16 protein-coding genes and 1 pseudogene are annotated in these 20314 nt (G+C 60.6%); 12 read left to right on the forward strand and 5 right to left on the reverse strand.

Going from position 1 to position 20314, the window contains the following annotated elements:
* The first annotated feature begins 9 nt into the window (after window positions 1-9).
* From ACR3EN_RS05905 to ACR3EN_RS05935, 7 genes are all read left to right on the forward strand, one after another.
* Window positions 10-504, forward strand: coding sequence for a (2Fe-2S)-binding protein (locus ACR3EN_RS05905; RefSeq protein WP_480823712.1), 495 nt, complete (start codon window positions 10-12; stop codon window positions 502-504).
* Window positions 501-2918, forward strand: coding sequence for an aerobic carbon-monoxide dehydrogenase large subunit (locus ACR3EN_RS05910; RefSeq protein WP_480823710.1), 2418 nt, complete (start codon window positions 501-503; stop codon window positions 2916-2918). Before ACR3EN_RS05905 ends, ACR3EN_RS05910 begins: the two co-directional genes overlap by 4 nt.
* 100 nt (window positions 2919-3018) lie before the next feature.
* Window positions 3019-3885, forward strand: coding sequence for an AAA family ATPase (locus ACR3EN_RS05915; RefSeq protein ID WP_480823708.1), 867 nt, complete (start codon window positions 3019-3021; stop codon window positions 3883-3885).
* Window positions 3885-4517, forward strand: a complete 633-nt coding sequence (locus ACR3EN_RS05920; protein ID WP_480918398.1) for a hypothetical protein — start codon at window positions 3885-3887, stop codon at window positions 4515-4517. The genes ACR3EN_RS05915 and ACR3EN_RS05920 overlap by 1 nt, the downstream gene beginning before the upstream one ends.
* Before the next feature lie 31 nt (window positions 4518-4548).
* Complete coding sequence (locus ACR3EN_RS05925) at window positions 4549-5073, forward strand: VWA domain-containing protein (protein WP_480918399.1); 525 nt, start codon at window positions 4549-4551, stop codon at window positions 5071-5073.
* 12 nt (window positions 5074-5085) lie between these two features.
* Window positions 5086-5895: an XdhC family protein gene (locus tag ACR3EN_RS05930; RefSeq protein ID WP_480823706.1), complete on the forward strand. Its 810-nt coding sequence runs from the start codon at window positions 5086-5088 to the stop codon at window positions 5893-5895.
* 107 nt (window positions 5896-6002) lie between these two features.
* Window positions 6003-6455, forward strand: a complete 453-nt coding sequence (locus ACR3EN_RS05935; RefSeq protein WP_480823704.1) for an SRPBCC family protein — start codon at window positions 6003-6005, stop codon at window positions 6453-6455.
* On the opposite strand, the gene ACR3EN_RS05940 is transcribed toward ACR3EN_RS05935, so the two are convergent.
* From ACR3EN_RS05940 to ACR3EN_RS05955, 4 genes are read right to left on the reverse strand one after another with little or no spacing between them, the layout of a single operon-like run.
* Window positions 6435-7421 (reverse strand): aldose epimerase family protein, encoded by a 987-nt coding sequence (locus ACR3EN_RS05940; protein ID WP_480843508.1) that lies wholly within the window; start codon window positions 7419-7421, stop codon window positions 6435-6437. The two genes, ACR3EN_RS05935 and ACR3EN_RS05940, sit on opposite strands and share 21 nt — an antisense overlap.
* Before the next feature lie 42 nt (window positions 7422-7463).
* Window positions 7464-8213 (reverse strand): phosphate/phosphite/phosphonate ABC transporter substrate-binding protein, encoded by a 750-nt coding sequence (locus ACR3EN_RS05945; RefSeq protein WP_480823699.1) that lies wholly within the window; start codon window positions 8211-8213, stop codon window positions 7464-7466.
* Window positions 8210-8821, reverse strand: coding sequence for a response regulator transcription factor (locus ACR3EN_RS05950; RefSeq protein WP_480823697.1), 612 nt, complete (start codon window positions 8819-8821; stop codon window positions 8210-8212). The genes ACR3EN_RS05945 and ACR3EN_RS05950 overlap by 4 nt, the downstream gene beginning before the upstream one ends.
* Entirely contained in the window at window positions 8818-11208 is a 2391-nt protein-coding gene (locus ACR3EN_RS05955; protein WP_480823695.1) for an ATP-binding protein, read from the reverse strand. Before ACR3EN_RS05955 ends, ACR3EN_RS05950 begins: the two co-directional genes overlap by 4 nt.
* A gap of 208 nt (window positions 11209-11416) precedes the next feature.
* Between ACR3EN_RS05955 and ACR3EN_RS05960 the strand changes: the two genes are divergently transcribed.
* The 5 genes and pseudogenes from ACR3EN_RS05960 to ACR3EN_RS05980 all read left to right on the forward strand — a co-directional run bounded on the left by ACR3EN_RS05960 (window position 11417) and on the right by ACR3EN_RS05980 (window position 18779).
* Window positions 11417-12499, forward strand: coding sequence for a TAXI family TRAP transporter solute-binding subunit (locus tag ACR3EN_RS05960; protein WP_480918400.1), 1083 nt, complete (start codon window positions 11417-11419; stop codon window positions 12497-12499).
* Window positions 12496-15113: pseudogene (locus ACR3EN_RS05965) on the forward strand (TRAP transporter permease). Before ACR3EN_RS05960 ends, ACR3EN_RS05965 begins: the two are co-directional and overlap by 4 nt.
* On the forward strand, window positions 15110-15559 hold the full coding sequence (locus ACR3EN_RS05970) for a universal stress protein (RefSeq protein ID WP_480825744.1): 450 nt from the start codon (window positions 15110-15112) through the stop codon (window positions 15557-15559). Before ACR3EN_RS05965 ends, ACR3EN_RS05970 begins: the two are co-directional and overlap by 4 nt.
* Before the next feature lie 78 nt (window positions 15560-15637).
* Window positions 15638-17389 (forward strand): gamma-glutamyltransferase, encoded by a 1752-nt coding sequence (ggt, locus tag ACR3EN_RS05975; RefSeq protein ID WP_480825746.1) that lies wholly within the window; start codon window positions 15638-15640, stop codon window positions 17387-17389.
* A gap of 184 nt (window positions 17390-17573) precedes the next feature.
* Entirely contained in the window at window positions 17574-18779 is a 1206-nt protein-coding gene (locus ACR3EN_RS05980; RefSeq protein WP_480825748.1) for an MFS transporter, read from the forward strand.
* 59 nt (window positions 18780-18838) lie between these two features.
* Here ACR3EN_RS05980 and ACR3EN_RS05985 read toward each other — a convergent pair whose 3' ends face one another.
* Window positions 18839-20314: an NAD-dependent succinate-semialdehyde dehydrogenase gene (locus tag ACR3EN_RS05985; protein ID WP_480825750.1), complete on the reverse strand. Its 1476-nt coding sequence runs from the start codon at window positions 20312-20314 to the stop codon at window positions 18839-18841.

A 20314-nucleotide genomic window follows, 5' to 3' on the forward strand; every position in this document is an offset into this window, starting at 1 on the left:
GAGGAACCAATGTCGAAAATGCACGTCAAACTCACCGTGAACGGCAAAGAGGTCGAAGGTCTGGCCGAGCCGCGCACGTTGCTGATCCACTTCCTTCGGGAAGACCTGAAAATCACCGGCCCTCATATTGGCTGTGAAACCAGCCATTGCGGCGCCTGCACCGTGGATATTGATGGTAAATCCGTCAAATCCTGCACCACCTTCGTGGCGCAGGTGAATGGGGCCGATATCACCACGGTCGAAGGTCTCACCAATGAGGATGGCAGCCTTGGTGTTCTGCAGGAAATGTTCCGCGAACATCACGGGCTGCAATGCGGCTTCTGCACACCGGGCATGATCACTCGTGCGCATCGTTTGCTGCAGGAAAACCCGAACCCAACCGAGGAAGAAATTCGTTTCGGCATGGCCGGGAACCTGTGCCGCTGCACCGGCTACCAGAACATCGTCAAGGCAATCTCGGCCTCGGCTGACATGCTGAACGCTCAGAAGGAGGCCGCGGAATGAACGACCAGACACTGACCCCCGAAGAACGCGCCGCCAACCTCAAAGGGATGGGCAGCTCGCGCAAACGCGTCGAGGATGTGCGCTTTACCCAAGGCAAGGGCAATTATGTCGATGACATCAAGCTGGATGGCATGCTGTTCGGCGACTTCGTGCGCTCCCCCTACGCACATGCCCGCGTCGTCAGCGTGAACAAAGAGGCCGCCTTGGCGATGCCCGGCGTGATCGCTGTTCTGACCGCCGAGGATCTGGCTCCGCTGGGTCTGCATTGGATGCCAACGCTGGCCGGTGACAAGCAGATGGTTCTTGCCGACGGCAAGGTGCTGTTCCAAGGCCAGGAAGTCGCCTTTGTGGTCGCCGAAGACCGCTATATCGCAGCCGATGCCGTCGAGTTGATCGAGGTCGAATACGAAGAACTACCTGTTCTGACCGATCCGTTCGAGGCGTTGAAATCCGATGTGGTCCTGCGTGAAGACCTTGAGGGCCAGACCGAAGGTGCGCACGGGCCGCGTAAGCATCACAACCACATCTTCACCTGGGAACAGGGCGACAAAGACGCGACTGAGGCCATTTTGGCCGAGGCTGACGTGGTGGCGGAAGAGATGGTCTACTACCACCGCACCCATCCTTGCCCGCTGGAGACCTGCGGGTCTGTGGCCAGCATGGACAAGGTGACCGGCAAGCTGACTCTGTACGGTACGTTCCAAGCCCCGCACGCGATCCGGACGGTTGTATCGCTGATTTCCGGCATCGCCGAGCACAATATCCGCGTGATCAGCCCCGATATCGGTGGCGGTTTCGGCAACAAGGTTGGGGCCTATGCGGGTTATGTCTGCTCGGTCGTGGCCTCGATTGTCACCGGCAAGCCGGTGAAATGGGTCGAGGATCGGATGGAGAACCTGATGTCCACCGCCTTTGCCCGCGACTACTGGATGCAGGGCAAGATCGCGGCCACCAAGGATGGCAAGATCACCGGGCTGTGGTGCCACACTACGGCAGATCACGGTGGCTTTGACGCCTGTGCGGACCCGACCAAATTCCCCGCAGGCTTCATGAATATCTGCACCGGGTCCTATGACATCCCGACCGCTTATCTGGCTGTCGATGGGGTCTATACCAACAAGGCTCCGGGCGGGGTGGCCTATCGCTGTTCCTTCCGCGTGACCGAGGCTGCTTATTTCATCGAACGGATGATTGAGGTTCTGGCCATCAAGCTGAACATGGACGCGGCCGAGCTGCGCCGGATAAACTTCATCAAGGCCGATCAGTTCCCCTATCAGTCCGCGCTGGGGTGGGAGTATGACTCGGGCGATTATCACACCGCCTGGGACAAGGCGCTGAAGGCTGTCGATTACGACGGTTTGCGAGCCGAGCAGGCGCAACGGGTCGAGGACTTCAAGGCTGGGAAAACCCGCAAGCTGTTGGGCATTGGCCTGACGCATTTCACTGAAATCGTTGGCGCTGGTCCGGTCAAGAACTGCGATATCCTCGGGCTTGGTATGTTCGACAGCTGCGAAATCCGCATCCACCCAACGGGGTCTGCCATCGCGCGGTTGGGGACGATCTCGCAGGGTCAGGGTCACGCCACGACCTTTGCGCAGATCATCGCCAGCGAGATCGGGTTGCCCGCCGATGACATCACGCTGGAGGAAGGCGACACCGACACCGCGCCTTATGGTCTGGGGACTTATGGGTCTCGGTCCACGCCTGTGGCCGGAGCGGCGACCGCAATGGCCGCGCGTAAAATCCGGGCCAAGGCGCAGATGATCGCGGCTTATCTGCTTGAGGTCCACGACGACGATGTCGAATGGGATGTGGATAGGTTCTCGGTCAAAGGCGCACCTGAGCGGTTCAAGACCATGAAAGAAATCGCCTTCGCTGCTTATAATCAGGCGATTCCTGGATTGGAGCCCGGTCTGGAGGCCGTCAGCTACTATGACCCGCCGAACATGACCTACCCGTTCGGGGCCTATATCTGCGTCATGGAGATCGACGTGGATACCGGCGAATGGGACGTTCGGAAGTTCTACGCGCTGGACGATTGTGGCACACGGATCAACCCGATGATCATTGACGGGCAGGTCCATGGGGGCGTGACCGAAGCGCTGGCCATCGTGATGGGGCAGGAGATTGCCTATGACGAGATGGGCAATGTGAAGACCGGCACGTTGATGGACTTTTTCCTGCCGACGGCATGGGAGACGCCGAACTATATCACCGACTACACGGTGACCCCTTCCCCGCATCATCCGATTGGTGCGAAGGGTGTTGGTGAGAGTCCGAATGTCGGGGGAGTGCCCTGTTTCTCGAACGCGGTGCATGATGCGTTCCGTCCTTTTGGCTTGGTTCAAAGCCATATGCCGCACGATCATTGGCGGATCTGGAAGATCGCCAATGGGCTGGGGATGCATGGGTGATTGGGGTCGGACCGGCTGGGGCCGGTCCGATCAGGCAAGGGGGCTCTGCCCCCTTGGACCCCCGGGATATTTTTAGCCAGATGAAGATTGGATCCTGGTTTTGACTTTGAGTGATGTGCAGAACGGGTTGGCCGCACAGGGCTATGTCGCCGATGATCGGTTGGCGATGGCGTTGCATCTGGCGCAGGCCTTGGGGCGGCCTTTGCTGCTGGAGGGTCCTGCCGGGGTCGGCAAGACCGAGGTGGCCAAGGCGATGGCGGCCTGGCTTGAGGCTCGGCTGATCCGGTTGCAGTGTTACGAAGGGTTGGATGCGAGCCATGCAATTTATGAATGGAATTATCAGCGGCAGTTGCTGGCGATCCGTGCGCATGAAGGGCAGGGGGCAACCGATGAAGCACACCTGTTTTCGGATAGGTTCTTGCTGAAACGCCCATTGTTAGAGGCTATTTCTGAGGATGAGCCGCCGGTTTTGCTGATTGATGAAATCGACCGCGCTGATGAAGAGTTTGAAGCGTATTTGTTGGAGATCCTTTCGGATTTTCAGATAACGATCCCCGAGCTGGGCACGGTCAAAGCGCGGGTGCGCCCGGTCGTTGTCCTGACGGCCAACGGAACGCGCGACTTGTCCGATGCACTGCGGCGCAGGTGTCTGTACAGTTTCCTTGATTACCCGTCAAAAGAGACTGAGATGGCCATCCTGCGGGCGCGAATGCCAGACGTCGAAGGTATTTTGGCCCGGCAGATCATTGGCGTTGTTCAAGCGTTGCGGCAAGAAGATCTGGAGAAAGTGCCGGGCGTGGCCGAGATGCTGGATTGGGCCGCAGCGCTGTCCGGTTTAGGTGTCAACGATCTGGCGAAATCGCGCGAAGAGGTTCAGGCGACGCTTGTCTGCCTTCTCAAGACTGCGGCGGATTATGATGCTGCGCCGCCCGAGCTGATGGATCGTCTGATCGGGAAGGTCGCGTGATGCAGGTGACGCGCTTTCCGTCTCGGGCTGCGGGGCTGGCCGACAGGATGTCGGGCTTTGTCGCACATTTGCGCATGAACGGGCTGAAGGTTGGACCGCAGGAGACCGGGGACGCTCTGGCCGCGTTATCGCTGGCCGATGCTACAAATGCCGATCAGGCGCGGCAGGCATTATGCGCCCTGTTGGCTGGAAATGCTGAAGACTGGCGGCGTTTTGATGCGCTGTTTGATGCGTATTGGTTCAACGCCGGAAAGCAACGTGGCGGTGTGGCGCAAAATACCCATGTGCGGGTGCAATCTGCCAAACCGATGATCTGGCAAGGTGCGGAAGCAGCCACAGAAGACGACCGAACGGGCGACAATCAGGAAGCCACCACTCCTGATCCGGGCGATGGAGAGGCCGAAGGGATGGACGGGAAGCTGATAGCGACCCGAACGGCCAATCTGTCGCGCCGGGATTTGCGTGAGTTGATGGATGAACAGAGTCTAAAACAGGCGGAAAGCGCTGCAATACAGATTGCGCGTGCCATTCGAGACCGCCGGTCCCGGCGGCGCAAGCAGGCGTTGCGTGGGCCTGCTTTGGACATGCGACGCATTCAGCGGGCCAGCCTTGCGCGGGGGCGAACCGATTGACCTCTATCGGCGCGCGCGCCCACCGCGCCCGATGCGGATCGTTGCCCTGTGTGATGTCAGTGGATCCATGACGGTGTATTCGCGGGTGTTTCTGGCTTTTCTGAAGGGCCTGATCGGCAGCGGTACCGAAGCGGATGCTTACCTGTTCCACACGCGTCTGATGCGGGTCACGGATGCGTTGCGGGATCACGATACGCTGCGGGCGGCAGGCCGTCTGTCGCTGATGGCCGAAGGGTTCGGCGGCGGCACTGATATCTCGGGCAGTCTTGAGAGCTTTCTGAACGGCTATGGCGCGCGGGCGTTGAATGGGCGCACCATCGTTTTGATCCTGTCGGATGGGTATTGCAGTTCAGACCCCGATGCGTTGGGCGCTGTTCTGACGCGGATCAGGCGCAAGGCGCGCCGGATCGTCTGGCTGAACCCGCTGAAGGGGTGGGACAGCTACGCGCCCGTGGCGGCGGCAATGCGTGCTGCGCAACCACATCTGGATGCGCATCTGCCCGCCAATTCGCTTGAGGCGCTTGCCGCCCTTGAACCTCAGTTTCGCAAGTTGTGAAAGGACGCCTGCATGCCTGGTTTCGACATATTCGACACGATTGAAGAGCTCCGCCAGAGCGGCGAAAGCTTCTGCGTGGCCACGGTTTTGCGCACGGCGGATGCGACCTCGGCCAAGGCGGGGGCGAAGGCGGCGATCACGCGGGATGGCCGGATACTGGGTCATCTGGGCGGGGCCTGCGTTCAACGCGCGGTCCGGGCCTCGGCCAAATCTGCGCTGGACAGCGGCCAATCCGGCATGATCCGTGTGAAACCTTCTGACAAGGTGGTGGCGATGGCAGACCCCGACGGCGTGCAGACTTTTAAGAGCGGATGCCCCAGCGGCGGGACGGTCGATCTGTTGGTTGAGCCGTATCAGCATGCACCGCGGCTGGTGATTTTCGGCGATACACCTATCGCGTCGGCCTTGGCTGCGCATGCCAGTTTGGCGGGCTTGCGGGTATGTGTCCCCAAGGGATCAGAACACACGGGCCAGATCGGATTTGACGCGGAAGATCTGCCAGCGCTGGGCGTTGAGCCGCGGGATTTCGTCGTGGTCGCCTCGCAGGGCAACGGCGATGGCATCGCGCTGCAGGCGGCATTGGAATCACCTGCATTGCGCGTTTCGATGGTGGCCAGCCGTCGCAAGGCAAAGGTGCTGTGTGATAAGCTGGTCGAGCGCGGATTGGACGCGCATCGTGCCGCGCAGCTGAAGGCGCCGGCGGGGTTGGATATCTGTGCGGTGGATCCGCATGAAATCGCACTTTCGATTCTGGCCGAGATTGTGCGCTGGCGAAACACCGACACATCAACGGAGAGCTGCGATGATGAAAAACTTGCGTAAATGGGTGCGTGCGGTCTGGCCTGCGCGTCCGGAATTGACCACAAAGGAAGCAACCGAAGAGGCGCTGCGCGTCTACCCGAGATGCTGTTGATCAAAGGAACGAGCATATGGAACTGAGTGATGAAATCCGCATCAACGCGTCGCGTGATGTCGTTTACGAAGCGCTGAACAACGTCGATGTGCTACGCGAGTGCATTCCCGGATGTGAAGAGCTGACGCAGGCGGGGCCGAACCAGCTTGAGGCGAAGGTGGTTTTAAAGATCGGGCCGGTCAAAGCGAAATTCGCGGGCGAGGTCACGCTTGACACTTCGAATGCGCCAGACGGGTTTTCGCTGACGGGCGAAGGCAAGGGGGGCGCTGCCGGTTTCGCCAAGGGGGGCGCAGACGTGACGCTGACCGAGGACGGGGATGAGACCGTGCTTGCCTACACCGCCAAAGTGGATATTGGCGGCAAGATTGCGCAATTGGGCAGCCGTTTGATTGCCGGCACGGCCAAAAAGCTGTCGGGTAAATTCTTCACCAAGTTCGGCGAGGTTGTTTCAGAGCAGACCGTCTCGTGACCTTGTGATCTGAAACAGGGTCTCGTGGCGGTAAGACGATCCCGGACGCAGGATGGCAGATGGAAAGCCGGGCTGGTTCGGGGCGTCCGGCCAGCTTTGCGGTTCCAACGCAAGACCTGCAAAGGGACCGTAGCAATGGCCGTTCAAACCGGTGCGATCTGTTTCGTCAAAACCGGCGGCGGAATAGACCTGCAACCCCGGCTCGGTGGTGGCGAGATGCAGGCAAAGCCCCGTTTCAGGACCAGTCAGTGACGCCACGGGGCGCAAACCCTGCGGTGTGTCGGACGTGCAGAAGTTGTGATCCATCGCTTGTGTTCCAATCGGACGACGCGTCCGAAAATCGAACGGCGTGTCCTGCACGGGTTGTTGTGCGCCGGTTGGGATCAATGCCTCGTCAACCTCAAGATAGCTGTGCGCGTTGATCTGAAGCGTGTGCGCGGAAATGGTTGGATTACCATCAAGGTTGAAATAGCTGTGGGGTGCAAAACTGCAGGGGCTGGGTTGATCGCATTCGGCCTGAATCAACAGGTGCAAACGGTGGTCTGCCCGTAGCGAATAGGTCGCTTTTACCCTCAGAGCCCCGGCAAAGCCCATATGGCCGTCCGGCATCTCAAGCGACAGCGTCGCAGCGGCTTTGCTGACCGCATCCACCTGCCAGAGCTGACGGGCGCTGCCCTGAGAGCCGCCGTGCAGAGTATGCTGGCCCAGAAAATTGGGGTCCGTGTGGCTGATGCGACCGTCGATTTGGTACCGCGCCCCGCCGATCCGGTTGGCAAATCGTCCCACGATGGCACCGAAATAGGCATTGCTGTGAACATAGCCTTCAAGGCTGGGCCAGCCCAGAACAAGGGGGTGGTCTGTTCCATCCAGCCTCAGGTCTTGCAGCGTCGCGCCATAGGTTAGGATACAGGCGCGCAGCCCGTCCTTCTCCAGCTCAATGCGATAGACCTGAGCGCCGTTTGGCATCTGCCCGAAGGAGCTGACATTGGGGTGGTGCAACATGATCGGTCAAACCTGGTCGGGCGGGTTGGGGACCGCCAGATAGCGCTGGGCTGGGATGTGCACCATCCCTTGCAGCCCGAGCGCTGTTCGATCAGATGTCTGTAGCTGCTGAATGGCTGTCTGGACTGCGGCAAAGATCGCCTGCGCGTCATTGCCCTTGCCTGTGATCAGGGGCAGGCCCGGTGTGGGCGCGGTCCAGTCCAGAACACGCAGGCCCGAGGCCCAGTCTTCATGGGTGCGGATCAACCGCCATGACACCGCATCCAGCGCAGCGATATCCGCGCGCCCGTCGGTCACCTGGCGCGCCGAGGTCACATGCCCGCCAGTCTGGACACGGTTGCGGAACCAGAACCCTTTCGGTTCGAGATGCCAGTAGGGCGCGGCATAACCGGATTGCGAGAAGGTTTGGTTATAGGCGAACACCGCCTCTTGAAACGCGCTCAGATTATCGCGCGGATCGTCGGCCCGGATGACAAATGCGCTGCGGTAGTACCCCGGCGCGCAGCCCTCAAGTCCGTAGTCCGGGGTGCCGACCAGTGCCACCTTGTGGTGCAACCATGTGCGATAGGGCATGCCGCAGGTCTGGCTGAGCACCAGATCAGGCGCCTCCCAGACCGAGAATTCGTCTGCTTGCTGGGACAGACGCGCAGGGCTGTCGATCCCGGCGCGGTTCAGGTTTTCGCGGATCAGATCCCAATACCGGTCATGCGCGCCCTCAAGCTGGGGTCGGGCGTACATCATCAGGCTTGCGATCATTGCATTTGCCCGAACAATTCGTACAGCTCGATGGTGGTTTTCACCCCAACCTTCTGCTGAATCCGACCGCGATGGATTTCCACGGTGCGCGGGCTGATACCCAGCTCAACCGCGATCTCTTTGCTTGAGGTGCGGGCAGGATGGGTCAGGATATGATGCAGCACCTGCTCTTCCCGTTCGGTCAGCAGGGCGCGCTTGTCCGCCAATTCCTGCCGCCGGGCTTTTTCGGCACGTAGCCGGGCGCCGACTTCGGATGCGGCTTCGATGCGTTCGATCAGAACGGTCAGGTCAAAGGGCTTTTCCAGAAAATCAATCGCGCCCGCCTTGGTCGCCCGCACCGATTCCGGGATACCCCCATGGCCCGAGATAAAGATGATCGGCAGGGTCGAGTTTTGCCGAACCAGATGATCCTGCAGTTCAAGCCCGTCCATGCCGGGCATGCCATAGTCCAGAATCAGACAGCCCGCAGCATCGTCTTCAACCTTGTCCAGAAAGCTTTGGGCATCCGGAAAGTGGATCACTGACATGCCCCGCTTGCCAAGCGAGCGCGACAGGGCGATGCGAACATCGTCATCGTCATCGACAATATAGACGGTCAACGCGGTCATGACGTCCCCTCGGTGTTCTGGTCGCTGCGGCGCAGGGTGAAACAGAACCGTGCGCCCGCGCCCTCGGACGGGTCATGCCAGATCTGTCCTCCGTTGGCTTTCACGATGGTACGGCATATCGACAGGCCCAGCCCCATCCCATCGGTCTTTTGGGTGTCAAAAGTATTGAACAGGGTGACAGCGGGATCGACACCGGGGCCGTTATCCTCGACCCGGATCTCGACCATGTCCGGGGTGATCTGGGTTGAAATGGTGACCCGGCCTGTTTCCGATGGATGACGTGCCAGCGCGTCGATGGCATTGCGCAGCAGGTTGACCAGCACCTGCGCAATCTGCGTCCGGTTCCCGATAACAGGGGGCAGGGTGGCCTCGGCGTATTGCAGTTTGATGTCATGCAGCTTGGCCTCGGCCTCCATCAGGGTGACGGTTTGCCGGATCAAGCCGTTCAACTCGAACGGTGTCTGGCGCCCACGATCTTTGCGGACCACCTCGCGCAGGGCCCGGATGATATCCCCTGCACGACGCGATTGGCGGTCGATGTCACTGAGGATCTGGTTCAGCTCCGGGTCGGGATCGCCGATTTCCTCAAGCGTGATCTTGGCCGCATCCACATTGTAGGAAATCGCGCTGAGCGGCTGATTCAGCTCATGCGCCAGCCCCGAGGCCATCTCGCCCATCAGGTTCACCCGCGCCACATGCGACAGATCACGGCTGAGGCGGCTGGCCTCGTCCTCGGCCTGTTTGCGGTCGCTGACATCATCCACAATCGCAACAGCGTGGTCCGGCACACCGTTTTCATCGCGGATCAGGATCGCATTCACCCGCAACCAGATGGTCGAGCCATCCTTGCGGACAAACGGAGTTTCGGCGATGAACTCGGAATCCTGCAGCAGCGTTTCGCGGAACTTCACCGCGATTTGCTGGCCATCATCGGGCAGCGTGTCTGCCAGCGTCATTTGTTCCAGCTCACCGGGCTGATAGCCCATAATATCGCAAAGCTGTTCGTTGACCCTCTGGAACTTCCCGGTCTCGGGCGAGATCTGCGCCATCCCGCGCGAGGCAAGATCAAATGTACGCCCATAGGCGGTTTCGAACCGTTGCCTTTGCCGCACCTCCTGCGCCATCGCGGCACCGCTGTCCTCAAGCTCGCGATAGGGGTTGTGAACGCCTTCGTCAGGGGTGATCTCGCCGCTGGACAGGCGCTGTGTCTGGCTGGCGAAGTTGCGTACCGGGGCATAAATGCGGTCGGCCAGTGCCAGACCTATAGCGCCGGTCAGGATCGCGATCGACAGTGCAATCCAGATGCCCTGCACCCGGTTTTTCTTGATCTCGCCGATGAAATTGTCCTCGGCGGCGTAAAGTCCGATCAGCCAGTTCAGGCCGGGTTCCGACACGTCGATCAGCATTGCGACATAGTCCTGCCCGTCCAGTTCGAAATCCGTGTGAACCGGGCCGTCGACACCGGCGTTGTCTTCCCGCACTAACGTGCCAAAGGCCTGACGTGCCAAAGCGTCGTTGATCTGGTCCACCATCGGCAGTTCCGGATTGTCGAAATCCGCATCCTGATCGATCAGCACCAATGTCGGATGCGCCAGAACCGAGCCATCCTCGTTCAGCACCAGTGCCGCGCCACGCCGTTCCGACCAGATGTCCAGCAGAAAGCCCGACAGCGCATCGATCTGGATGTCGATGCCCAGAATGGCGCGGATTTCGCCCGCGTCGTCCAGCACCGGCACGCCATAGGTAATCCCCGGTTGGCGGGTCGTGTAGAAGATATAGGGCTGCGTCCAGATCGGGGCTTTCGCGGCATCGACCATCGTAAACCAAGGACGGGTGCGGGCCTCATAGGTGTCGGTCTGGGTCTCGGCGGTTTCCAACAGGGTAAAACGGTCGTTGCGCCATTGGAAATCCGCCGGGTGTTCGGTGATCTCGGGCGCAAAGGGCGGGATTGTCTTGGTGCGGTAACGGCCGGGTTCTTCGGTGCGCATGACGTAAACAAAACGCCCGGTGTCATCGGCCAGATAAATCCCGGCCAGCTGTGGGGCCACCTGCAATTGCTGAAAGAAATGGCTCTCCAGCGCGGCGGTATCGTTGATGTCCAGCACATCGTTTTCCGCCAGCCGCCGCGTGGCATCCAGCACCTGCCGCGCCGGGTTCAGAAAATTCTTAACCTGACCGATAACATTGACGCTGACCTCGTTCAGCGAAATGCGCGATTGCCGCAACAGCGCGTTTTCCGAACTGACAAAGGTCGACAATGTCACCGACAGCACCGCCACAAACTGCAGCCCCGCCAGACAAAGGGCCAGTGTAGCCCGCAGCGACCTGCGTCTGCGGGCGGGTTCGGCCTGATCCCGACGGAATTCCTGTTGCGCTGTGGTGTCCAATCTTCGGTCCAGATGGTGGTTGCGGATAGGCTCGGGTCATGATGCCCGCGTCCAGGCCCCCAAGCCTATACGTAATCTACCGTATAGACACGCGCCGATTGGTTTCGCTTTCATCTTTTGCATCTGGGTGGCTGATTCCAAAACCATGTTTTGGGTCGATCAGGCATTCCCATAAGGATCAAAAAAGACTGACAACAGGAGTGTCAAAGTGCTCAATAAATCTTCAATCACAGCGGCTGTAACCGCCGCCTTTCTCGCGCCGGCTGTTTATGCTGAGGAGTTTATTACGATTGGGACGGGTGGTGTGACGGGTGTTTACTATCCGACCGGTGGTGCGATTTGCCGTTTGGTGAACAAGGGGCGCAAGGAACATGGGGTTCGGTGTTCTGTGGAATCGACGGGTGGGTCGGTTTACAACATCAACACCATTCGCGAGGGCGAGCTGGAGTTTGGTGTGGCGCAGTCTGACTGGCAGTACCATGCGTATAACGGCACCTCGAAGTTCGAAGACGCGGGCGCGTTCGAGAATCTGCGGGCGGTGTTCTCGGTGCATCCCGAGCCGTTCACGGTTGTGGCGCGCGCCGATGCGGGGATTTCCAGCTTTGAGGACCTCAAAGGCAAGCGCGTGAACATCGGCAACCCCGGTTCCGGTCAGCGCGGCACGATGGATGTTGTGCTGGAAGCGATGGGCTGGACCATTGATGACTTTGAACTGGCATCCGAGCTGAAAGCGGCCGAGCAGTCGGCGGCGCTGTGTGACAACCAGTTGGACGCGATGATCTACACCGTGGGTCACCCGTCGGGCTCGATTCAGGAAGCCACCACCGCGTGCGACTCGGTTCTGGTGAACGTGACCGGCGATGCGATCCAGGGTCTGATCGACAACAACTCGTACTACCGCACCGCGACCATTCCGGGTGGCATGTATCGCGGCTCGGACGGCGACACCACGACCTTTGGCGTGGGCGCGACCTTCGTGACCTCGGCAGACGTGTCGGATGATGCGGTCTATGCGGTTGTCAGCTCGGTCTTTGAAAACTTCGACGACTTCAAAAAGCTGCACCCGGCGTTTGCCAACCTGCAGCCGGAAGAGATGATTGCGGATGGCCTGTCGGCACCGCTGCATCCGGGTGCCGAGAAGTACTACAAGGAAAAGGCTGGCTGCAGTAAGCCGGACCTGATGCGGGGCGCGCCTGTGACGGGCGCGCCCCATTCGCACCCGGGGTGCCGGGTGACAATGAGGCCGAAACGGCCCGCCAAGATCGCAGAGCGACGGGGAGACGCCAGATGAGTTCCGACACCCAATCCAACCGCCCGCTATCCGAAGAAGAGCTTCAGGATCTGGTGGCCTCGTCCGATGCGGGCGCGCGCAATCCGGCGGGCAATGTGGGGATCTTTCTGGCCATTGTCGCGGTCATGTGGTCGGTCTTTCAGGTGGTGCTGGCCTCGCCCCTGTCGAACGCCATTCTGCCGGGCAGCGTGGTGAACAACTCGCGCCAGATCCATCTGGCTTTTGCAATCTTTCTGGCCTTTGCAGCCTATCCGGCGCTGAAATCCAGCCCGCGCAATTATATCCCCATTCAGGACTGGATCATGGGCGTGGTGGGCGCGGGGATCGCGCTTTACGGCTATATTTTCTATGAAAACTGGTCGACAATGGCCTGCTGGCCGATGATGTCGACAAATGGGTGGCGCTGTTTGGCCTGCTGTTGCTGTTTGAGGCCGCGCGCCGTGCGCTTGGCCCCGCGATGGCGATCATTGCGACGATCTTCCTGGCTTACGTGTTCTTTGGCTCGTCCGACTGGGTGCCCGAGGTGATCCAGTGGAAGGGCGCCAGCCTGAAAAAGGCCATGAGCCATATGTGGATCACGTCCGAGGGTGTGTTTGGCATCGCGTTGGGTGTCTCGACCAAGTTTGTCTTCCTGTTCGTGCTGTTCGGCGCGCTTTTGGATAAGGCGGGTGCGGGCAATTACTTCATCAAGATGGCCTTTGGCGCGCTGGGGCATCTGCGCGGCGGCCCGGCCAAGGCGGCTGTGGTGGGCTCGGCGGCGACCGGCCTGATCTCGGGCTCGTCGATTGCGAACGTGGTGACCACCGGTACCTTTACCATTCCGCTGATGAAGCGGGTGGGCTTTAGCAGCGAACAGGCGGGCTCGGTCGAGGTTGCCAGTTCGGTGAACGGTCAGATCATGCCGCCGGTGATGGGCGCTGCGGCCTTCCTGATGGTGGAATATGTGGGTATTTCCTATGTCGAGGTGATCACCCACGCCTTCCTGCCTGCCGCGATTTCCTACATCGCGCTGGTCTATATCGTGCATCTGGAGGCGGTGAAGCGGAACATGCCGACGCTGGGTGACCGCGTGGTCTCGATGGGGCGCACGATTGGCGGCATGGCGGTGTTCTTCGTGGGCTTTGCCGGGCTCTGCTATGGCATCCAGTATCCGATCAAGGGCATCATTGCGCTGATCCCGGATGCCTCGGGTCTGGTGCTGTCGGGCCTGATCGTGCTGGCCTATCTGTTCCTGCTGAAACTGGCCTCGGGCGTCGAGGATCTGGTTCCCGATGATCCCAACGCCAAAGAGGTCGAGCTGCCGGTGATTGCCGATATCTACAAGGCCGGTCTGCATTACCTGCTGCCGATCATCGTGCTGGTCTACTTCCTGATGATCGAGCAGAAATCGCCGGGCCTGTCGGCCTTCTGGGCGACCTCGCTGCTGTTCGTGATCCTGTTGACGCAGAAGCCGATGAAGTCGATCTTCCGCGGCGAGAACAACACCGCAAACGCGTTCCGCGACGGGGTTGTTGACCTGTGGAACGGTCTGATCGACGGCGCGCGCAACATGATCGGCATCGCGCTGGCCACGGCCACCGCAGGCGTGATCGTGGGCACCGTGACGCTGACCGGTGTGGGTCAGGTGATGGCCGATCTGGTCGAGTTCCTGTCGGGCGGCAACCTGATCGCCATGCTGGCGCTGGTCGGCCTGCTCAGCCTCATTCTGGGCATGGGCCTGCCGACAACCGCGAACTATATCGTCGTCAGCTCGCTGATGGCCGGTGTGGTTGTCGAACTGGGCGCGCAGGACGGTCTGATCGTGCCGCTGATCGCAGTGCATCTGTTTGTGTTCTACTTCGGCATCATGGCCGATGTTACGCCACCCGTGGGTCTGGCGAGCTTTGCCGCTGCCGCCGTGTCGGGCGGCGACGCAATCAAGACGGGCTTCACAGCCTTCTTCTACAGCTTGCGCACTGTGGCGCTGCCGTTCGTGTTCATCTTCAACACCGATCTCTTGCTGATCGATGTGGGCTGGGTGCAGGGCATTCTGGTGGCGGTATCGGCGACCATCGCGATCCTGATCTTCACCGCCGGCACCATGGGCTGGTTCCTGACCCGCAACCGCATCTATGAAAGCGTGGCGCTGATCCTGATCGCCTTTGCGCTGTTCCGCCCGGACTTCTTCATGAACCGTATCGCACCGCCCTTTGCGCAGATCGACCCCGCACAGCTAGAGCAAGCCGTGGGCGAGGCCGCCCCGGGCAGTTCCCTGCGCATCGAGGTCGCAGGCCCGGACTTTGACACCGGCAACATGACCGAGACCACAGTGGTGCTGACCATCGGCGACGAGGCTGACGGCGCCGCCCGCATCGACGCCCTGGGCCTGATCCCGCTGGAAGAAGACGGCCTGGTCAAGCTTGACGAGCCACTGTTCGGCACCCCGGTCTCGGACGAGCTGTCGAACTTCGACTACTACGCCGACGAACCTGTCCGCATCACCACCGTGCAAGCGCCCCAGAACCAGCCCCCCAAAGAGCTGATGTTCATCCCCGCGCTCATCCTCCTCGGCCTCATCGCCTTCCTCCAACGCTCCCGCGCCGCACGCACCACACAACAAGAGGTAACACCATGACCAAATCCGTCCTTTGTGCCGTGGATGCCGGAAAACCCGAAACCGACGCCGAAGTTTTGCGGCAGGCTGGGCGTCTGGCCGAGCTGGACGGGGCCCAACTGGATGTTGTCACGGTATTGCCCGACTATGGTGAATCATTCGTTGGAAGTTTTTTTGAACCCGAACATCATGAACAGGCCGTCGCCAAGGCGCAGGCCGCGCTTGAGGCACTGGGCAAGTCGGTTCTGGGCGAATCGCGCAACGCCAAGGTCCGTCATGTGGTGGCGACCGGCACCGCCTATCAGGAAATCCTGCACACGGCACAGGAAGCAGGCAGCGATCTGATTGTCATCGGCGCGCATCGGCCGGACCTCAAGGACTATCTTTTGGGTCCCAACGCAGCCCGTGTGGTCCGGCATTCCGAGGTATCGGTTTACGTGGTGCGCGCGGCCAAAGCGGGGGCATAGCACGAGCCCGACCAGGGAACAGAAAACCAAAAGAGCAGAACGAACAGGAAACCCGTCAATCATCACCCGGAGGATTTAATGATGAGGACATTTCTAAGAACCGGCGCCGCGCTGGCCCTGGGGGTTGTCGCTGGCACAGCCAGCGCGCAAGACCCCGCGCCGGAATATGGCTACGGATGGGAGGACAAGGATTCGGTCACCGGCACCGAGTTCATGGTCTCAGCCGCCAACCCAATTGCCGCCAAAGCAGGCTACGACGTGCTGGCCGCCGGTGGTACGGCCGCAGATGCGATGATCGCCGTTCAGCTGATGTTGAATCTGGTCGAGCCGCAGTCGTCCGGCATCGGTGGCGGCGCGTTCCTGCTGTATTGGGATGCGGAATCCGAAACCCTGAACACGTTTGACGCGCGCGAGAAAGCCCCCGCCAAAGCCACGCCCGAACGGTTCCTGAATGCCGAAGGTGAGAAGATCCCGTTTGCCGAGGCGATCTCGGGCGGGCAGGCCGTGGGTGTGCCCGGCATCCTGCGTCTGATGGAAGTGACCCATAACCTCTATGGCAAGAAAGACTGGGCGTCGCTGTTCCAGTCGACCATCGAACAGGCTGAAAACGGGTTTGAGGTTTCGCCGCGCATGGCGAACTCGATCCAGTCGACCATCGACCGCGAACGTTATCTGGACGTCTTCCCCGGTGCCAAGGAATACTTCTTCAACGAAGATGGCAGCCCGCTGGCCGAAGGCACCCTGCTGAAGAACCCCGCCTTTGCCGAGACTCTGCGTATTCTGGCCGATCAGGGCGCGAATGCGTTCTATCACGGCCCGATTGCCGAGGATATCGTGGCTGCGGTGGATTCCACGTCGAAGGTTGAGAACAACATCACGCTGGAAGACATGGCCGCCTATCGCGTCAAGGTCCGTCCCGCCGTCTGCGCCGATTATCGCGGCTATGACGTCTGCGGCATGGGCCCGCCGACCTCGGGTGGTCTGACCGTGGGTCAGATTCTGGGTATCCTGAACAACTTCGACCTCAAGAGCACTGGCTGGAACGCCGAGCTGGCGCACCTGTATGCCGAGGCCGCCAAGCTGGCTTATGCCGACCGCGCGCTCTACATGGCCGACAGTGATTTCGTTGACGTTCCGGTCAAAGGTCTGCTGGACAAGGACTACCTGAAACTGCGGTCCGAAATGATCGATCCGGCAGCGGCCAGCGAAAAGCGCTCGGCCGGTGAGCCGCCGCGCGATCACACCGCGCTGTTCGCGCCGTCGCAGAACCCGGATCGTCCCGGCACCAGCCATATCGTGATCCGCGATCAGTATGGCAACGCGCTGTCGATGACCACGACGATTGAGACCTTCTTTGGCAGCCGTGTCTTTGTTCGGGGCTTCCTGCTGAACAACGAACTGACCGACTTTGACCGCGCGCCCAAAGATGGTGACCGTCTGGTGGCCAACCGGGTCGAGGGCGGCAAGCGTCCGCGCAGCTCGATGTCGCCGACCATCGTGATGAAAGATGGTGAGCCCTATCTGCTGATCGGCTCGCCCGGTGGCAGCCGCATCATCAACTATGTGGCCAAGACCATCATTGCGATCCTCGACTGGGACATGGACCCGCAGGACGCCATCGAGACTGGCCACTTCGTGCACCGCAACGGATCAAGCATGGAGGTGGAACAGGAAACCGCTGCCGCCGATTTCCTCGATGCGCTTGCCGCGAAAGGGCATGAGGTCAAGGCGGCCGACCTGAACTCGGGTCTGCACGCGATCCTGATCAAGGATGGTCAGCTGATCGGGGCTGCGGATCCGCGCCGTGAAGGTGTAGCGCTGGGGCAGTAGCAACGGGAACCGATTTCATAGAATGAAATCGGGCCGGAAACTTTCAAATTTTCCGGCTCCCGAGGCAGACAAACGCTCCATGCAGCAACACATATAAATCTGGGAAGGGCCGCGTGGGACATTCGGGATGTCCTAAGCGGCCCTTTTCACTTGCTTTACATATCCGCCCGTCCGATAGGGCGATATGTTCAAGAACCGCGCCATCGCCTTTATTCTGATCACTCTGATGATCGATGCCATCGGCATCGGCATCGTGTTCCCGATCATGCCGGACCTGATGGACCGGGTTGGCGCTGGCGATACCGGGCAGGGCGCTTTCTGGGGCGGGCTGCTGATGGCGGCCTATGCCGGGGCGTTGTTCCTGTGCGGCCCTATCGTCGGCAGCATCTCGGATGCCATTGGCCGCAGGCCCATCCTGATTGCCGCCTTGGTCATGCTGGCGCTGGACTATGTGATCATGGCGCTGGCGGACAGCTTCTGGTTGCTTTTGCTCGGGCGAACGCTGGCGGGTCTGGCAGGGGCGACCTATATCACCGCGACGGCCTATATTGCCGACATCTCGTCACCAACCGAGAAAGCCAAGAACTTCGGGTTGATCGGCGCGGCCTTCGGGATCGGGTTTGTCCTCGGACCTGCGATCGGAGGGCTTGCGGCCGAGATCAGTATCGCCGCACCGTTCTGGATTGCAGCCGCGTTGTCGGCGGCCAATGCTCTGTTCGGCGTGTTTGTCCTGCCCGAAAGCCTGACGCCCGAGAAGCGCCGCCCCTTTGGAAAACGCGATCTGAACCCGTTCAAATCGATCTTTGACGCCTTCCGGTTTCCGGGTCTGGCGGTGCCGCTGCTGTGCATCTTCATCTTCGAGTTCGCCAACATGGTCTACCCGACCCTATGGGCGTTCTGGACGCGCGAGGTGTTCGACTGGCCCACGCTTTATATCGGCCTGTCGCTTGCGGCCTATGGCGTATTGCTGGCCATCGTTCAGGGCGGGCTGATGCCGGTCTTCATCAGGTGGATCGGCGATTACCGGACCCTGATGCTGGGTATGATTTCGGCGCTGATCGGCATGATCGGCTTTGGGTTCACGGCGACGGTCACGGCCCTTGTAGTCTTTCTGTTGCTGGCCGCTTTGTCTGATCTCGTGCCCGCACTGATGACGGCGATGGCCTCGAACCAGGCGGACGAAGACCGACAGGGCGTGGTGCAGGGCGTCATCGCGTCACTTTCATCCGTGGCCGCGGTTCTGTCGCCCCTGGTGATGACCGGCCTGTTTCAGGCATCGGTCGATGGCGAGGGGATTTACTTGCCCGGCGCACCGTTCTTTTTCTCGGCCGCTCTGGTGCTGGCGATGATGCCTTTGGTGATCCGCTTGCGCGGGCACGCATCGGTCTGAAAAGAAAAGCACCCGCAGCGGACTGCGGGTGCGTTGAATTTCAGCTATGCTGGCGCGGTTTACTGGATTTCGCCCATGCAGAGATACTTGATCTCAAGGAAATCCTCGGTCCCGTACTTCGACCCTTCACGGCCCAGGCCGGACTGTTTGACGCCACCAAATGGCGCGACCTCGGTCGAGATCAGGCCGGTGTTGATGCCCACCATGCCGGACTCCAGCCCTTCGGCTACGCGCCAGACTCGCGCCAGATCGCGGCTGTAGAAGTATGAGGCCAGACCGAATTCACTGTCATTGGCCATGGCGACCACGTCATCCTCATCCTCGAACTTGAACAGAGGCGCGACGGGGCCAAAGGTTTCATCCTTCGCCACCACCATGTCGGGGGTCACGCCAGTCAGAACGGTGGGCTCAAAGAACGTGCCGCCCAGATCCGAGCGTTTACCGCCCAAAGTGACGGTTGCGCCTTTGGACACCGCGTCTGAGATATGTTCCTCGACCTTGTCAACGGCGGCCTGATTGATCAGCGGGCCAGTGGTTACGCCGTCGCCGAACCCGTCGCCCACGTTCAGCGCTTTGGTTTTCTCGGCCAGCTTTGCGGCGAATTCGTCATAAACGCCTGCCTGCACATAGATGCGGTTGGCGCAGACGCAGGTCTGGCCATTATTGCGGAACTTGGCGATCATCGCACCGTCGACGGCGGCATCCACATCGGCGTCATCGAAGACGATGAAGGGCGCGTTGCCACCCAGTTCCAGCGACATCTTCTTGATCGTGCCCGCCGCCTGACGCATCAGGATCTGGCCCACGCGGGTCGAGCCGGTGAAGGTGATCTTGGCGACCTTGTCATTGGTGCAGAGCTCATTGCCCACGCCGGAACTGTCGGTCCCCGGAATGACGTTGAGTACACCCGCGGGGATACCCGCGCGTTCGCCCAGCACTGCCATCGCCAGCGCCGACAGCGGCGTCAGCGTTGCGGGGCGCGCCACAAAGGTACAGCCCACCGCCAGCGCCGGGCCGACTTTGCGCGCGATCATCGCGTTGGGGAAGTTCCACGGGGTGATCGAACCCACCACACCAACGGGCTGTTTCAGAACCACGATGCGCTTGTCGCGCTGGTGGCCGGGGATGACGTCGCCATAGACGCGCTTGGCCTCTTCCGAGAACCACTCGATGAAGGACGCGCCATACAGCACCTCACCCCGTGCCTCGGGCCAGGGCTTGCCCATCTCGGCAGTCAGGATGGTGGCCAGATCGTCGGCGTTTTCAACCATCAGATCGAACCATTTGCGCAGGATCGCGCCGCGTTCCTTGCCGGTCTGCGCGGCCCATTCCTTCTTCGCAGCGTAAGCGGCGTCGATGGTCTGCGCGGTCCCTTCGATGCTGACATCGGTCACGTTGGCGATCAGATCACCCGTGGCGGGGTTGTAGACGGGGAAGGTCGCCTCACCCTCGACCCATTCGCCATTGATATAGGCGCGGGTTTCCAGAAGGCTGGGATCTTTCAGCTCCAGCTTGGTCACTTTGGTATCCAGCAT

The sequence above is a fragment of the Ruegeria sp. G7 genome (assembly GCF_056535465.1).

Coding starts and splice junctions, on each gene's coding strand:
- ACR3EN_RS05905 (WP_480823712.1), top strand. CDS start 10: ATGTCGAAAATGCACGTCAAACTCACCGTGAACGGCAAAGAGGTCGAA.
- ACR3EN_RS05910 (WP_480823710.1), top strand. CDS start 501: ATGAACGACCAGACACTGACCCCCGAAGAACGCGCCGCCAACCTCAAA.
- ACR3EN_RS05920 (WP_480918398.1), top strand. CDS start 3,885: ATGCAGGTGACGCGCTTTCCGTCTCGGGCTGCGGGGCTGGCCGACAGG.
- ACR3EN_RS05925 (WP_480918399.1), top strand. CDS start 4,549: ATGCGGATCGTTGCCCTGTGTGATGTCAGTGGATCCATGACGGTGTAT.
- ACR3EN_RS05930 (WP_480823706.1), top strand. CDS start 5,086: ATGCCTGGTTTCGACATATTCGACACGATTGAAGAGCTCCGCCAGAGC.
- ACR3EN_RS05935 (WP_480823704.1), top strand. CDS start 6,003: ATGGAACTGAGTGATGAAATCCGCATCAACGCGTCGCGTGATGTCGTT.
- ACR3EN_RS05940 (WP_480843508.1), bottom strand. CDS start 7,421: ATGCCAAACGGCGCTCAGGTCTATCGCATTGAGCTGGAGAAGGACGGG.
- ACR3EN_RS05945 (WP_480823699.1), bottom strand. CDS start 8,213: ATGATCGCAAGCCTGATGATGTACGCCCGACCCCAGCTTGAGGGCGCG.
- ACR3EN_RS05950 (WP_480823697.1), bottom strand. CDS start 8,821: ATGACCGCGTTGACCGTCTATATTGTCGATGACGATGACGATGTTCGC.
- ACR3EN_RS05970 (WP_480825744.1), top strand. CDS start 15,110: ATGACCAAATCCGTCCTTTGTGCCGTGGATGCCGGAAAACCCGAAACC.
- ggt (WP_480825746.1), top strand. CDS start 15,638: ATGATGAGGACATTTCTAAGAACCGGCGCCGCGCTGGCCCTGGGGGTT.
- ACR3EN_RS05980 (WP_480825748.1), top strand. CDS start 17,574: ATGTTCAAGAACCGCGCCATCGCCTTTATTCTGATCACTCTGATGATC.
- ACR3EN_RS05985 (WP_480825750.1), bottom strand. CDS start 20,314: ATGCTGGATACCAAAGTGACCAAGCTGGAGCTGAAAGATCCCAGCCTT.